16 protein-coding genes are annotated in these 14,136 nt (G+C 61.4%); 9 read left to right on the top strand and 7 right to left on the bottom strand.

Annotated elements, in window-relative coordinates; all coding sequences use genetic code 11:
• Positions 1-98: 98 nt before the first annotated feature.
• The 7 genes from QCE69_RS28100 to QCE69_RS28070 all read left to right on the top strand — a co-directional run bounded on the left by QCE69_RS28100 (position 99) and on the right by QCE69_RS28070 (position 6,894).
• On the top strand, positions 99-782 hold the full coding sequence (locus QCE69_RS28100) for an MgtC/SapB family protein (protein ID WP_309927462.1): 684 nt from the start codon (positions 99-101) through the stop codon (positions 780-782).
• A 175-nt stretch (positions 783-957) separates the two neighbouring features.
• The gene (locus QCE69_RS28095) at positions 958-1,926 is read left to right on the top strand and encodes a hypothetical protein (protein ID WP_309934262.1); all 969 of its coding nucleotides are present in this window, start codon (positions 958-960) and stop codon (positions 1,924-1,926) included.
• A gap of 260 nt (positions 1,927-2,186) precedes the next feature.
• A complete protein-coding gene (locus QCE69_RS28090; protein WP_309934260.1) occupies positions 2,187-2,339 on the top strand; it encodes a hypothetical protein in 153 nt (50 codons plus the stop codon).
• Between the two features lie 432 nt (positions 2,340-2,771).
• Positions 2,772-3,950, top strand: a complete 1,179-nt coding sequence (locus QCE69_RS28085) for a glycine betaine/L-proline ABC transporter ATP-binding protein (RefSeq protein ID WP_309909234.1) — start codon at positions 2,772-2,774, stop codon at positions 3,948-3,950.
• Positions 3,943-4,845: a choline ABC transporter permease subunit gene (gene choW, locus QCE69_RS28080; RefSeq protein ID WP_309927458.1), complete on the top strand. Its 903-nt coding sequence runs from the start codon at positions 3,943-3,945 to the stop codon at positions 4,843-4,845. The genes QCE69_RS28085 and choW overlap by 8 nt, the downstream gene beginning before the upstream one ends.
• Positions 4,846-4,856: 11 nt before the next feature.
• Complete coding sequence (locus tag QCE69_RS28075; RefSeq protein ID WP_309927456.1) at positions 4,857-5,849, top strand: GlxA family transcriptional regulator; 993 nt, start codon at positions 4,857-4,859, stop codon at positions 5,847-5,849.
• Between the two features lie 97 nt (positions 5,850-5,946).
• Positions 5,947-6,894: a choline ABC transporter substrate-binding protein gene (locus tag QCE69_RS28070; protein WP_309934258.1), complete on the top strand. Its 948-nt coding sequence runs from the start codon at positions 5,947-5,949 to the stop codon at positions 6,892-6,894.
• Position 6,895: 1 nt separating this feature from the next.
• On the opposite strand, the gene QCE69_RS28065 is transcribed toward QCE69_RS28070, so the two are convergent.
• The 7 genes from QCE69_RS28065 to QCE69_RS28035 all read right to left on the bottom strand — a co-directional run bounded on the left by QCE69_RS28065 (position 6,896) and on the right by QCE69_RS28035 (position 11,169).
• Entirely contained in the window at positions 6,896-7,411 is a 516-nt protein-coding gene (locus tag QCE69_RS28065; RefSeq protein WP_309935393.1) for a type VI secretion system tube protein Hcp, read from the bottom strand.
• The gene (locus tag QCE69_RS28060) at positions 7,404-7,700 is read right to left on the bottom strand and encodes a hypothetical protein (RefSeq protein WP_309934256.1); all 297 of its coding nucleotides are present in this window, start codon (positions 7,698-7,700) and stop codon (positions 7,404-7,406) included. Before QCE69_RS28060 ends, QCE69_RS28065 begins: the two co-directional genes overlap by 8 nt.
• On the bottom strand, positions 7,697-8,176 hold the full coding sequence (locus QCE69_RS28055; RefSeq protein ID WP_309934254.1) for a DUF2778 domain-containing protein: 480 nt from the start codon (positions 8,174-8,176) through the stop codon (positions 7,697-7,699). The genes QCE69_RS28060 and QCE69_RS28055 overlap by 4 nt, the downstream gene beginning before the upstream one ends.
• Positions 8,177-8,417: 241 nt before the next feature.
• A complete protein-coding gene (locus QCE69_RS28050; protein ID WP_309934252.1) occupies positions 8,418-8,729 on the bottom strand; it encodes a hypothetical protein in 312 nt (103 codons plus the stop codon).
• A gap of 9 nt (positions 8,730-8,738) precedes the next feature.
• Positions 8,739-9,239 (bottom strand): hypothetical protein, encoded by a 501-nt coding sequence (locus QCE69_RS28045; protein WP_309934250.1) that lies wholly within the window; start codon positions 9,237-9,239, stop codon positions 8,739-8,741.
• Between the two features lie 13 nt (positions 9,240-9,252).
• Positions 9,253-10,020, bottom strand: a complete 768-nt coding sequence (locus tag QCE69_RS28040; RefSeq protein WP_309934248.1) for a class II aldolase/adducin family protein — start codon at positions 10,018-10,020, stop codon at positions 9,253-9,255.
• 60 nt (positions 10,021-10,080) lie between these two features.
• Positions 10,081-11,169, bottom strand: coding sequence for a GlxA family transcriptional regulator (locus tag QCE69_RS28035; RefSeq protein WP_309934245.1), 1,089 nt, complete (start codon positions 11,167-11,169; stop codon positions 10,081-10,083).
• Positions 11,170-11,443: 274 nt separating this feature from the next.
• On the opposite strand from QCE69_RS28035, the gene QCE69_RS28030 reads away from it, so the two are divergent.
• Positions 11,444-12,838: an L-serine ammonia-lyase gene (locus tag QCE69_RS28030; RefSeq protein WP_309934243.1), complete on the top strand. Its 1,395-nt coding sequence runs from the start codon at positions 11,444-11,446 to the stop codon at positions 12,836-12,838.
• Between the two features lie 43 nt (positions 12,839-12,881).
• Entirely contained in the window at positions 12,882-14,126 is a 1,245-nt protein-coding gene (locus QCE69_RS28025) for a sarcosine oxidase subunit beta family protein (protein WP_309927440.1), read from the top strand.
• Positions 14,127-14,136: the final 10 nt, after the last annotated feature.

Below are 14,136 nucleotides of genomic sequence, written 5' to 3'. Positions count from 1 at the left end.
TGCCCGAGGCGCGCAGCACGGAAGCATAACAAACCAGCCTGGCGCCGACCGGTTCTCGAGGCCGCTCGCCGGGCTTTCGACCAGAGGAGGTCACTGACATGTTGGGCAATATTGAGATCATCTCGCGGCTCGTGATGGCGGCGGCGCTTGGCAGCGTGATCGGCTTCGAGCGTGAACGGCTCTCGTGGGCAGCAGGATTGCGCACGCACATGCTCGTGTGCGTCGGCTCGGCGCTGATCATGATCGTGTCGGCCTATGGTTTCGAGGAAGCCTTGAAGGGCGATCACGTCGTGCTCGATCCGTCGCGGGTCGCGGCGCAGGTGGTGTCGGGCATCGGCTTTCTCGGCGCAGGCTCGATCCTCCTGCGCGGCGAGATCGTGCGCGGACTGACCACGGCGGCGAGCCTGTGGTCGGTTGCGGCCATCGGGCTGGCGGTGGGCGGCGGGCTGTACACGGCGTCGATCGCGGCGACGGCGATCATCCTCGTCATTCTCGCGGGCATCAAACCGCTGGAACGGCGCTTCATCAGCGTCAAGCAGCGCCGGCAACTGACGATGCTGGTCGAGCGCGGCTCGCTGACGTTTCATGGCCTGCACGAAGCGCTGGGTCCCGGCAGCGTGCGCGTGAAGCAGTTTGTCGTCCAGCAGAGCGACGACTCGCCCGATCTCGATGAAGTGCGCGTGGAGCTGTCGCGCGCATCGGCGATGGAATATCAGGCGATCTGCGATCGTTTGCGGCATCTCGACGTCGTGCGCGAATTTCGTGAGGACGATGCCAGCTAATTTGCCTAAGGGATGCGGGCGGCGCCCCGCCGCGTGAGACAATGCGGCCTCTCGAAGAATTCGCCGCGACCGCCGGACCACCGTGCGTCCAGGGCCGCGGCCTTTCGAACCTATGCCAGATTCCGCTGCAAACAAAACGCCCGACACGCTCCCGGGCGATACCGCCGGACGCGCCATGCCGCGACGGGAGCCCGAATCGCCGGCCAGACAGGACGGCGTCGACATCGAAAAGAAACTCGCCCGCGCGGCGCGCTCCGCGCAGCGTCTCGCGCAATTGAGCGACGGCGCGCGCAATGGCGAAACGCTCGACCTGTTCGCCGAAGACGCCGAACGCGCGCATTTTCAGGCACTGAATACCGATATCCGTCAGGGCACGTTCGAAGGCTTCGAGCTGCCTGAGGTGTTTCTCGCAGCAGTGCAGTCGAACCACGCTGCGTCGCCGTCCGAGGCGGCCGCGGCGAAACGGGCGTCAAAGACGAACGTGGCGCCGGTCGAGCCGGTGCAAGGGTTGTTTCAGGACGAAGCGCAGCCCTCGCCATCCAACGAAGGCGACGGCATGGAGCCCGTGAAATCCTGTGCGCTCGCCGCCGCCGTGCCGCGTGCGGCGAGCGTGAGTAGCGTCGCGCTCGATGGGCACGGCGCCGTTGGGGTGTCGCAGCCGGTGCAATCTTCTGGAGCGCCCGGCGAGGTGCCGCCGCAGATCAAGGCCGGAGCCGGGCCCGAGCTTGACCGCGCGCGGGCCGCCGCGTTTGCCGACACGGTGGAGGCGCTCCACGCCGTCATGATCGAGCAGCGCATGTCCGCGACCGCGCACGCGCGCCGGATGAAGACAATGTTGTCGATCATCGTCTGCGTGATGCTCGTCACCGTGGCAACCGGTATCGCGCAGACGGTGCTGCTGGTGCATATGGGCCGCGACGGCAAATTGCAGCAGGACCGCATGGAGCAACTGATGCTCAACCAACAGGCGACGCTTGTCTCGCTCCTCGATACCGACTCGGACACCGTCAGCCTGCGGCATGACCGCGACCCGTACGGAACCGACGCCTCGCCGGTGCAACCGGTGAGCGCGGTCAGCCCGGACTATCCGTCTAAAAAGCACGCGCGTTCCGCGCACCATCGCGCCGGTTCGACGGCACACTGATTCTTCGCCTTCCCGTTTCATCGTTACGCGCTGCGGCGGCATGTCGCGCTTTCGCGTGTCCCGACGCCGAGACGCGGCCGGACGGGCGTTTACCGGCTGTCGCCACATTCAGAGCAGCGAAATCACTCGCAGGAATCGGTAAAATGTAGAAAAACTACAACAAATTTATTCGAAAATGCTGCGACGCACTAGGAATGAATCAGGGCAAACCCTATAATGCGTCCTAAGGGAAAACCCTTTAACGCTAACCGGAGCCAGACATGAGCTACCTTTTCGCCCTGCTGCAAAAATTTGCTTCGCTGTTCGAATCGCCGAACCTTCCGCTCGACAAAGACTACTCCTACCAAGCACGTTTCCGTGATGCGGAGCGTCAGCGCAAGGCACGCGGTACGGCTTTCGGCATTCGCCTGTAATGCGTCGCTGACGGCGGCGCGGGAAACACAACACAAGCAACACACGACGGCCCTTTGCCGTACGACCCGCCCGCCAAGTCACCGCTACATGTAGTTTTTCTAGCATCTTCTCGCTGTCCCCTAAGCGCCTCCTGCGCGAGATCGCATTGCCCTTCCTTTCGTCTGTCTGACGTCTACCCGGCAATTCGCCTGCATCGTCAACAAGCATCCAGACTTGTCCTGACGCGACACGCAAAAATCGCCGAGCCGTTTCATTACGCTGGCGGCAAAGCCTTATCCAGCAAGGCCCCGACGAGCATTGCGCACATCCGGCCTTATTCCAGTGTCGTATTTCCACATGTGCCTGTCGCAATTAGTCGGCTGACGTGACTTTTTTCTGGCAACTATGTATGCACAGCGCGGACGCAGGTCCGCCCCGCCAGGAGAGACTCGATGAATTCCCCCAAAGTGGTAGTCGAGGGACTGTGCAAGGTTTTCGGCAACAGTCCCAAGCAAGCGCTCGACATGCTGGCCGGCGGTGCGACGAAGGAAGAAGTCTTCAAGCGCACCGGGCAGATCGTCGGCGTCCATAACGTCTCGTTCGACGTCAAGGAAGGCGAAATTTTCGTGCTGATGGGCCTTTCCGGCTCCGGCAAATCCACGCTGATCCGACTCATCAACCGGCTCGTCGAGCCGACCGCCGGCAAAGTGCTGATCGACGGCCGCGACGTGGCCGCCGTGCGTCGCTCGGAACTCACCGAACTGCGCCGCAAGGACATGAGCATGGTGTTCCAGTCCTTTGCACTGATGCCGCAGCGCACTGTTCTTTCCAACGCCGCATTCGGCCTCGAGGTCGCGGGCGTCGGCAAGAAGGAGCGCGAAACACGGGCGATGACCGTGCTCGAACAAGTCGGCCTCGCGCCGTTCGCCCAGAAGTTGCCTGCGCAACTATCGGGCGGCATGCAGCAGCGCGTGGGACTGGCGCGCGCGCTGGCGGTGAATCCCTCGCTGATGATCATGGACGAGGCCTTCTCCGCGCTCGATCCGCTCAAGCGCAAGGAGATGCAGAACGTGCTGCTCGATCTGCAACGCGAGCAGCGTCGCACGATCCTGTTCGTGTCGCACGATCTCGAAGAGGCGATGCGCATCGGCACTCGAATTGCGATCATGGAAGGCGGCCGGGTGGTGCAGATAGGCACGCCGCAGGAAATCATCACCAATCCCGCCGACGATTATGTCGAGGCCTTCTTCGAGGGTATCGACACGAGCCGTTATCTGACCGCGGGCGACCTGATGCAGACCGATGCCGTGCCGCTCATCAAGCATGCGCCGCAGATCGACGCGTCGAGCGTGGCGGCGACGCTCAACGGCAGCGCGGACTACGCGTTCGTGATGGACGGCGAGCGCCGCATTCGCGGTTTCGTCGGCCGCGACGGCAATGGCAACGCGGTGCCGCAGATCAATCCCATCGAGTGCATCGAGCGCGGCATGGCTCTCGACGATGTCGTGAACCGCGTGGTTGCGAGTCCGGCGCCGCTGCCGGTTGTCGATGCCGACGGCTTCTATTGCGGTTCGATCAACAAGGCCAACGTCCTGAAGGTCCTTACGCACCATCGAGGTTCCCATGTCTGAAATCATTCCGCTTGGCAGTTGGGTGGACCACGGCGTCCACTATCTCCTCGATCACGACGCGAAGACCTTCGACTCGATCGGCAAGGTCATCGAAACGTTCGCCGCGGCGGTCGAGCATGGCCTGCAGGCCATTCCGATGTGGCTGATGATCGCCATCTTCGTGGGCATTGGCCTGTGGCGGGTCGGCTGGCGATTCGCGGCGTTCGTGCTGGCCGCGCTGCTGCTGGTCTACGCGACCAACTTCTGGGATCAGATGGTCATCACGCTGGGCCTCACGCTGTCGTCGACCTTCATCAGCCTGCTGCTCGGCATTCCGCTCGGCATCTGGACCTCGAAGAGCCGGACGGTGGAAATGATCGTGCGTCCGGTGCTCGACCTGATGCAGACCATGCCCGCATTCGTCTACCTGATTCCGGCGGCCATGCTGTTCGGTCTCGGCCGCGTGCCGGGGATTCTCGCCACCGTGATCTTCGCGATGCCGCCTGCCGTGCGTCTCACGTCGCTGGGCATCAAGCATGTGAACCGCGAAATCGTGGAAGCCGGTCAGGCCTTCGGCTGCACGCCGTGGCAGCTGCTCTACAAGGTGCAGGTCCCGAACGCGCTGCCGTCGATCATGACTGGCGTGAACCAGACCATCATGATGGCGTTGTCGATGGTGATCATTGCGTCGATGGTGGGCGCAGGCGGCCTCGGCAACGACGTGCTGGCGTCGATCCAGCGCCTCGACATCGGCCTGGGCTTCGAGAGCGGCCTGTCCGTGGTGTTGCTGGCGATCATCCTGGACCGCATCACGGAAAGCTTCGGCCGTTCGCCTGGCATGGCGCGCGCTCCGTTGTTCGCGGGTCTCAAGAGCGTGATGAAAGTGCGCCGCACGCCGGCGACCCAACAAAGCTGAGAGGCTTGTGCATGAAGCGCGACGCGATCGTCCCGGCGGCTGTGGATTCACCGTTGTCCAATCTCGCGCACTTCGGCTTCGTGACGCTGCCGAACTTCTCGATGATCGCGTTCACGAGCGCGGTCGAGGTGTTGCGCATGGCCAATTACGTCGGCCGTGCGCAGCATTATCGATGGTCGATCATCACGCCGGACGGCGAACCCGCGCGCGCCAGCAACGGCATCACGGTCAAGCCGGCCACGACGATCGACGAAACCGGCATGCCCGATGTGCTGATCGTCTGTGGGGGCTGGCAGGTCGCCGATTACGTCGACGACAAGGTGATCGGCCTTCTGCAACGCGCGCATGAGGCGGGCATTCCGCTGGGCGGCATCTGCACCGGGCCGTATGCCTTGCTGGCCGCGAAGCTGCTGGACGGCTATCGCTGCACGCTGCATTGGGAAGACATGTCGCCGGTCAACAAGCGCTTCCCGCATGTGCGTTTCGCTGACGAACTGTTCGTGATCGACCGGGACAGACTGACCTGCACGGGCGGCACCGCGCCGCTCGACCTGATGCTCAATCTCGTCGGCATGCGGCTGGGGCAGGCGCATGCGGCGCAGGTGTCGGAACAGTTCATTGTCGAACGGATACGCGGCTCGACGGATTACCAGCACATTCCCGTCGATGCCCGCGTGGGCTTTTCGCGCGCCGAGCTCGTGGAAGTGGTCCGGCTGATGGAGGCGAACATCGAAGAGCCGCTCTCGCTCGATGAGCTTGCGCGGCTCGTGCATCTGTCGCAGCGGCACTTGCAGCGCATGTTCAAGATGTTCCTCAGCGTCTCGCCGACGCATTACTACCTCACGCTGCGGCTGCGTCGCGCGCGCGAACTGTTGCGCAATACAGATGCGTCGATTGCACGCGTGACGAGCGTATGCGGATTTCATTCGCCTTGTCACTTCAGCAAGGCGTATCGCGCGCAGTTCGGGCATGCGCCCAGCGTGGAGCGGCGCCTCTCGGCCTAGCGCGTCCATTGTCTGAATGATTCTGTTCCGCGCCGGTTCGTGACGGGCCGCGCGCGGGCTGACTTGCGTCCTGATGAACCTGAGAGAGAGGAAAAACATGAAGCGTTTGTGGATCGCGTCGCTCGCTGCGGCGATGCTGGCGGGTGTGAGCGTGGCGCACGCGGCCGAGCCTGCGGCGTGCAGGAACGTGCGTTTTGCGGATGTCGGCTGGACCGATATCGCGGCGACGACCGGACTCGCATCGACGATCCTGCAGGGCCTCGGCTACAACCCGACGAAGACGATTGCCTCGGTGCCGATTACGTTCGCGGGCGTCAAGAGCAAGCAGATCGACGTGTTCCTGGGTTACTGGTCGCCGACGATGGATCCGATCATCGATCCGTTCAAGAAGAACAATCAATTGAAGGTACTGGCGACGCCGAATCTCACAGGCGCGAAGTACACGCTCGCGGTGCCGGATTATGCGTATCAGGCGGGTATTCGCAACTTCAACGATATCGCGAAGAACTATGACAAGCTCGATGGCAAGATCTATGGCATCGAGCCGGGCAATGATGGCAATGCGCTGATCAAGAAGATGATCGATTCGAATCAATATGGACTTGGCAAGTTCAAGCTGGTGGAATCGAGCGAGGCGGGCATGCTGGTGGAGGTGAATCGCGCGATTCGCGAGAAGAAGCCGATCGTATTTTTGGGGTGGGAGCCGCACCCGATGAACGTGCAGATGAAGATCGATTATCTCTCGGGTGGCGATGAGGTTTTCGGTCCCAATTATGGCGAGGCCAAGGTGCTGACTGTGACGCCGACGGATTACGATTCGCGTTGTCCGAATGTCGCGAAGCTGGTTTCCAATCTGCAATTCACGACGGATATCGAGAACCACGTGATGCTGCCGATCATGAACAAGACCGATGCGAACAAGGCGGCGCGCGAGTGGCTGAAGGCCAATCCGACGGTGCTGGACAAGTGGCTTGCGGGTGTGAAGACGTTCGACGGGAAGGACGGGCTGCCGGCGGTGAAGGCTTATGTGGCGGGGGCGAATTGAGTTACAGGGCCTTGTTGGCCTTGATGTCGAAGGCGGCAGTGACCGCGCCCATGCTGCCGCCTTGGGCGTTTTGCACGACGTATTCCTGTTTGATTTTCGCGAAGGACAGGCCGACGCTTTCGATGGCATAGCCGGCGTCGGCGGATGGATGGACCTTCGTGATCAACACGTCTTCCATGGTGATCCGGAAGTATTCGAGGGCCGTGCCGCCGGCCTTGCGCATGATGAGTTCCGCTTTGGGTATGTGCTTGCCGGTGGCGCTGTAGAGGAACAGATTGGGCGATGCGCGGTCGATCTCGTGCTTGAATTCGAGGCCGGAGAAGGACGCCTTGCCCGAGCCGCCGCCTGAATTGACGTGCATGGAGGAGGGTTGGGAAACGGTCCATTCCCAGAAGATCACCTGAATGGCTTTGGGATGGGTTTTGTCCTGCGATTCGCCGTCGATTCCCTGTAGGTTGAGGAGATGTCGGAGTGCATGGGGGTGGGATTTAGGGTGAACGGAAGCGGGGTTATTGATGTCGTCTACGGACGATGCAGGTGATCAAGCGGTAGGCCAGCCACAGGGCCAGGGCTGAGAGGATCCAGTTGAGGACCAGGGCGAAGAGGCCGCAGGCGGCACCGACGGTTTCTGGATCCCGCACGTCGTTGTAGCCGAATGAATCGAGTGCAAAGCGCACGGTCCTTTCAATCCACTCCGGGCACGCTTCAATGTGCGCGTCGATAAAACGGAGAAGGAAAATGCCCAGTTTGTAGGAGAGGAAAATCCAAAGAGAAATCTGAAGAACGAACCAGGCCATCTTCTTCATTGAACTTCCACCACGCCATAGGCCTTATATGACGTCCCAGGAATAGAGATAGTCGGCGGGCTTGAACGAATGAATCTTTTCAATTTTTCGAAGGCCTTCTTGTCAACTACTGTGATGCAACCCATGCTTGTCCCGCTGACTCCGTTCGGATGAAGCCTGAAACTCTCGCGCTTGACGCCATTTACAATCGTTGAGTCGCCCGTTTTGGGATTCCAGAGGGTGAACCATTGGGTATGGTCGCTACCGATAACTAAGTCAGTCCACCAATCACGAAGCCAACCTAAACGACCGCCGGCTTGGCGATCAATAAGGTAGTAGCGTCCAGGCGGAATGGGACCCACGCTTTCGAGCGAAACGGCGTCCGGATTGTCACGACCCACGCCTCTTCCTGAATACGCCTCAATGCTGCCGAAACCTGTGCAGGTCAGATCGGAGGAAACCTGTCGGTTGAGTTTGAATACACAGCTGACTGGCATTGATTTTCCAAGCGCGCTTCGTAGAGTTATTAATCGCGCTCACAACCTTAGCGGTTGATTGCCATGCAGTGTGAAAAGTTCTGTAATAAATTTATAGATAACTTGCCGCCACCACCTGCGAAAATCGAATACGCTTTGAGCTGGCACCTATAAGAGTAGACTCGTTGCCTCCGCGCACGATTTTCTTACCGCCTGACAATTTAACGTGCACCAAAATGCATGGACGGAGAACACACGTGCTTCAGCCGCTGTGAATGAATCGGGCGATCAATCGATATCCAATCAACAAGACCATCGCGACGAATATCCAGCAGAGCACGAGCGCGACAAGCTCACAAAAGGCGCCGATGGTTTCAGGTTCTTGCACATCGCCGTAGCCTAGGGTTTCGAGCGCAAAGCGCACGGTCCATTCGATCCATCCCGGCGCTTCTTCGACGCGCGCATTGAGATAACGAAAAAGGACAACACCGAGCCCATACCAAAGTACGAGCCAAAGCGAAAACTGAAGGATTAATTTGAAGATGCGTTTTGTTGCGAAAATGAAGACAGGCATCGAAGTGACTCACCTCGCAGTCGCGTTCTTGATTTGCTCCCTGCCACGCCAAAATCTGGAAGCGAAAACATAGGCCGCGAACACCGTGACGTCTACTACAATCCAGCACGCGATTAAAACGGCGAGATCCGAAATCACGAAGATATCTTCGTGATAATTGATGTCCGAATGCGTTAGCCTGAGGACGTAGCGAGTGGCGTCATCCAGCCAGTCCGACATGATGGATGTCTTCTCTATCAAGAAGACTGCCAAAGCAATTCCGGCGCGAAAAGTGACGCAGATAAACAGGGCCATTTGCAGAAAATGACGAAGGGTGCGTTTAGTTCTTTGCCAGCTACTATGAAGCCCTCTCCGAATAATATTGAACTTGTATTGAAACGGCATTCGACTTTTCGTGATGGACTGAGCATCGAACGGTACCGCCTGAAGCCGTAAACATGCATAAAAATTTGTAAAACAAAAATGCCCCAGATCAACAAAATCGAGGGCATATAAGACTGCGATCAGCAACAAGCAAATCGAACTAACTCCGATAATCCGTCCTCGCCCCACCTTCGATCATCCGCAACGCCGCTTCCCACTGCATGCGCGTAATCCCCTCCGACTCATCCCGCCGATATTGCGAAGCCGTCACCTCGCACACCTTCTCCGAAGGCCAGTTCAATTCCCCGCCTCCCGCCAGCGCCCGCAATTGAATCTCACAAGCCCGTTCAAGAAAATACATTTCCTGAAACGCCTCCGGAATGGACTTCCCGCAAGTCAGCAGCCCATGATTACGCAGAATCATCGCGTTATGCGAACCCAGATCGTTCACCAGCCGATCCCGCTCGGCCAGATCCAGCGCGATCCCTTCATAATCGTGATAAGCCAGATGCCCGTAATACTTCAACGCATGCTGACTGATCGGCAGCAGCCCGCGCTTCTGAGCCGAAACCCCCGCACCCGCCGCCGTATGCGTATGTACGACGCACGCCACTTCGTGACGCGCCATGTGAATCGCCGAATGAATCGTAAAACCCGCCGGGTTCACGCGATAGCGCTCCGGGTCGTCGCGGGCGCCGGGCTCGACCGGCCGTCCTTCGCTGTCGATGCGCACCAAATCCGACGCGCGCATCTCGTCGAACAGCACGCCATAGCGGTTGATCAGAAAGTGATGGTCCGATCCCGGCACGCGCGCACTGATGTGCGTGAAGATCATGTCGGTCCAGCGAAAATGCCCGATCACGCGATAGAGCGCCGCAAGATCGCAACGCACCTGCCATTCTTCCTGCGAGTATCCGTGAGTCGCCATGCCGTTCCTCCTTGGTGTGATGAGCCGCGGAAAACGTGAACCAAGTACTCTGAAGGCGCTCTACAGCGCCTGGGCGCGGCCCGGAAAAGTCTCGTCGTAGTCCATCGATTGCTCGGCGGCCTGCGCGTCCTGTGCACCGCCTTGCTCTCGATACATCATCGGCGGCACGCCGAACTGCTTGCGGAACTCGCGGCCCAGATGCGAGGCATCCGAGAAGCCGCAGCTCGACGCGATATCCGCCACCGTCTTGTCCGAACTCGTCAGCAGCCATGCCGCCGTGCGCAGCCGCACCTGCTTCGCATACGCCTGCGGCGCCTTGCCCGTCTCCGCCTTGAAAAGACGCTCAAGCTGGCGCGTCGACATGTCGAGCTTGTGGGCCAGTTCGTCCAGCGTCAACGAACGCCCGACGTGCTGCTCCATCAGCAGGATCGCACGTTTGACTTTCGGATGCGTCGCCGGCGCGAGACCGGGCGGATGCGGCTGCGGCGCGTTGCCTTTCTGCATGTCGTCGACGAGCAGGATGCGCAACGCCTTCTGCACTGTCGCGGTCTCGAAGTGGCGCAGCAGAATGGCCGCGGCCACGTCGATGGAAGCGCGTCCGCCCGAGCACGTAATGCGCCGCCGGTCGATCACGAACAGCCGGTCCGCGACGAGCGCCTGTTCATCCGCATGCGGAAAGCGCTCGACGAAGTCCCAGTAGTGAAACCAGCTCACGCAGATGCGGTGTCCTTCGAGCACACCGGCGCGCATCATCGAAAACACGCCCGTACACATGCCGACGATCGTCGCATCCGCCGCGGCTGCGCGGCGAATGAACTGCAGCGTCGCATCGCTCGTCGCGGGGCCGGAATGCAGCAGTCCGCCGACCACCACCACGTAGTCGAACGGCTCGGCTTTCTCATAGGTTTCCCACGGCGTGACCTGGATGCCGCAACTCGCGCGGACCGGCGCGAGCGTCTCGCCGATCACGCTCCAGGAGCAGCGCACGGGGCGGCTGAAATCGCCTTCGTCGGCGGAGAGGCGCAGCAGGTCGACGAAACCGGAGAACGCGGTCAGCGTGAAGTTCGGCAGCAGGATGATGCCGAAGCGGATACGCGATTTCGATTGACCGTCGATGGACAGCGGTGGAAGGGACTCTGCGGGGTTCATGCGCGTGACGTGCGGCGGCTCGAAGTGATCCGGCGAGCATAGCACTCGCGCGCGGCGCGCGGCACCCGCGTCAGAAAACGCGCAGGCCGGTTCAGAGCCTAGGGATTACACCGATGCGTGCACGCTGCGCCACGCGCTGACGCCGCCATCCCATTTCGACGGCGCTTTTGTTCTATCGAGTCTTTTTGCGGTTTGGTGCAATGAGCGCCATACCGAAACGACGCACGCGCCTGCCGCGCCGCGCCCAGTCAAAGCCAAGCAAAGGGATTCGCACATGAACGTCAGCGTCTTCGATCTGTTCAAGATCGGCATTGGACCGTCGAGCTCGCATACCGTCGGACCGATGATCGCGGCGTGCCGGTTCGCGTCCCACATCGAGGACGCCAACCTGCTCGCCTTCGTCACGCGGGTGCGCGTCGAGTTGTTCGGTTCGCTTGGCGCGACCGGCAAGGGCCACGGCACCGACAAGGCCGTGCTGCTCGGCCTTGAAGGCAATCTGCCCGATCTGATCGATCCCGACGTGATCGCGCCGCGCCTGGACGCCATCCGCAAGGGCAAGCGCCTGATGCTGCTCGGCAAGCACGAAGTGATGTTCGAAGAGCGCGAGCACATCGGCTTCTATCGCAAGCTGATGCCGGGCGCGCCCGGTTCGAGCATCGTGCATCCGAACGGCATGCGCTTCCAGGCGTTCGACGACAACGGCCAGTTGCTCGTCGAGAAGGAGTATTACTCGGTCGGCGGCGGCTTTGTCGTGAATCGCGACGGCGATCGCGTCAACGGCCTGCGCGCGGGCGGCACGGTGCCGCATCCGTTCCGCACCGGCGACGACCTCATGCGCGTCTGCCGCGAAACCGGTCTCTCCATCGCCGAAGTGACGATGCAGAACGAATGCGCGAGCCGCAGCGAAGCCGAAGTGCGCGAAGGCATGCTGGCCGTATGGCGCGTGATGGCCGCCTGCGTCGAGCGCGGCTGCAAGGAACGCGGCGAGCTGCCCGGCCCGATGCACGTGAAGCGCCGCGCGGCGGACCTGTCCGCGTCGCTGCGCTCGCGCTCCGAAGAGTCGCTGCGCGATCCGCTGTCGATGCTCGACTGGGTCAATCTCTACGCCATGGCCGTGAACGAGGAAAACGCCGCGGGTGGCCGCGTGGTCACCGCGCCGACCAACGGCGCCGCCGGCGTGATTCCCGCCGTGCTGCACTACTACGTGAAGTTCATGCACGGCGCGAACGACGAAGGCATCGTGCGCTTCCTGCTGACGGCCGCGGCCATCGGCATCATCTACAAGGAAACGGCGTCGATCTCCGGCGCCGAAGTGGGCTGCCAGGGCGAAGTGGGCGTCGCCTGCTCGATGGCCGCCGCCGCGCTCGCCGCGGTCATGGGCGGCACGCCTGCGCAGGTCGAGAACGCCGCCGAGATCGGCATGGAACACAACCTCGGCATGACCTGCGATCCGGTCGGCGGGCTCGTGCAGATTCCGTGCATCGAACGCAATGCAATGGGCGCCATCAAGGCGCTCAACGCCGCGCGCATGGCCATGAAAGGCGACGGCACGCACTACGTGTCGCTCGACTCGGTCATCAAGACGATGCGCGAAACCGGCGCCGACATGAAGACGAAATACAAGGAGACGTCGCGCGGCGGCCTGGCCGTGAACGTCATCGAATGCTGATTCTGATTCAACGCATAACACCCCGCACGAAGAAGGAAACACCATGAGCCGCTACTCGATATTCAGCCTGCTGCGCAACGGCATGTCGTATCACGAGAACTGGGAACGCCAGTGGAGAAGTCCGGAGCCGAAGCGCGAATACGACGTGGTGATCGTCGGCGGCGGCGGCCACGGTCTCGCGACCGCTTATTACCTCGCGAAGGAACACGGCATCACGAATGTCGCGATCCTGGAGAAGGGCTGGATCGGCGGCGGCAATACGGCGCGCAACACGACCATCGTGCGTTCCAACTATCTGTGGGACGAATCCGCCGCGCTGTACGAAAAGGCGATGAAGCTCTGGGAAGGCCTCTCGCAGGACCTCAACTACAACGTGATGTTCTCGCAGCGCGGCGTGATGAACCTGGCGCATACGCTGCAGGACGTGCGCGACACCGAGCGCCGCGTGAATGCAAACCGCCTCAACGGCGTCGATGCCGAGTTCCTGACGCCGCAGCAGATCAAGGAAATCGAGCCGACCATCAACCTCAACAGCCGTTACCCGGTGCTGGGTGCGTCCATTCAACGGCGTGGCGGCGTCGCCCGGCACGATGCCGTGGCCTGGGGCTTCGCGCGCGGCGCGGACCGTGCAGGCGTGGACATCATCCAGAACTGCCAGGTCGTGGGCATTCGCCGCGAGGGCAACCAGGTGACGGGCGTCGATACGACCAAGGGCTTCATCAAGGCGAAGAAGGTCGCGGTGGTTGCAGCGGGCAACACGACCTCGCTGGCCGACATGGCCGGCGTGCGCCTGCCGCTTGAGAGCCATCCGTTGCAGGCGCTCGTATCCGAGCCGATCAAGCCGGTGGTGAACACGGTGGTGATGTCGAACGCGGTGCACGCGTACATCAGCCAGTCCGACAAGGGCGATCTCGTGATCGGCGCGGGCGTGGACCAGTACACGGGCTTTGGCCAGCGCGGCAGCTTCCACATCATCGAAGGCACGCTGGAGGCGATCGTCGAGATGTTCCCGGTGTTCTCGCGCGTGCGCATGAACCGGCAGTGGGGCGGCATCGTCGATGTCTCGCCGGACGCCTGCCCGATCATCTCCAAGACCGACGTCAAGGGCCTGTACTTCAACTGCGGCTGGGGCACGGGCGGCTTCAAGGCGACCCCCGGCTCGGGCTGGGCGTATGCGCACACCATCGCGCGCGACGAACCGCATCCGGTCAATGCGGCCTTCTCGCTGGACCGTTTCTATACCGGCCATCTGATCGACGAACACGGCGCGGCTGCCGTGGCTCACTGACCCGCACACT

Origin of the sequence: Caballeronia sp. LZ032 (genome assembly GCF_031451315.1) — a bacterium.
Taxonomy (GTDB): Bacteria; Pseudomonadota; Gammaproteobacteria; order Burkholderiales; family Burkholderiaceae; genus Caballeronia.
The sequence above is the reverse complement of the archived record's forward strand: the minus strand, read 5'-3'. Positions and strand labels throughout refer to the sequence as shown.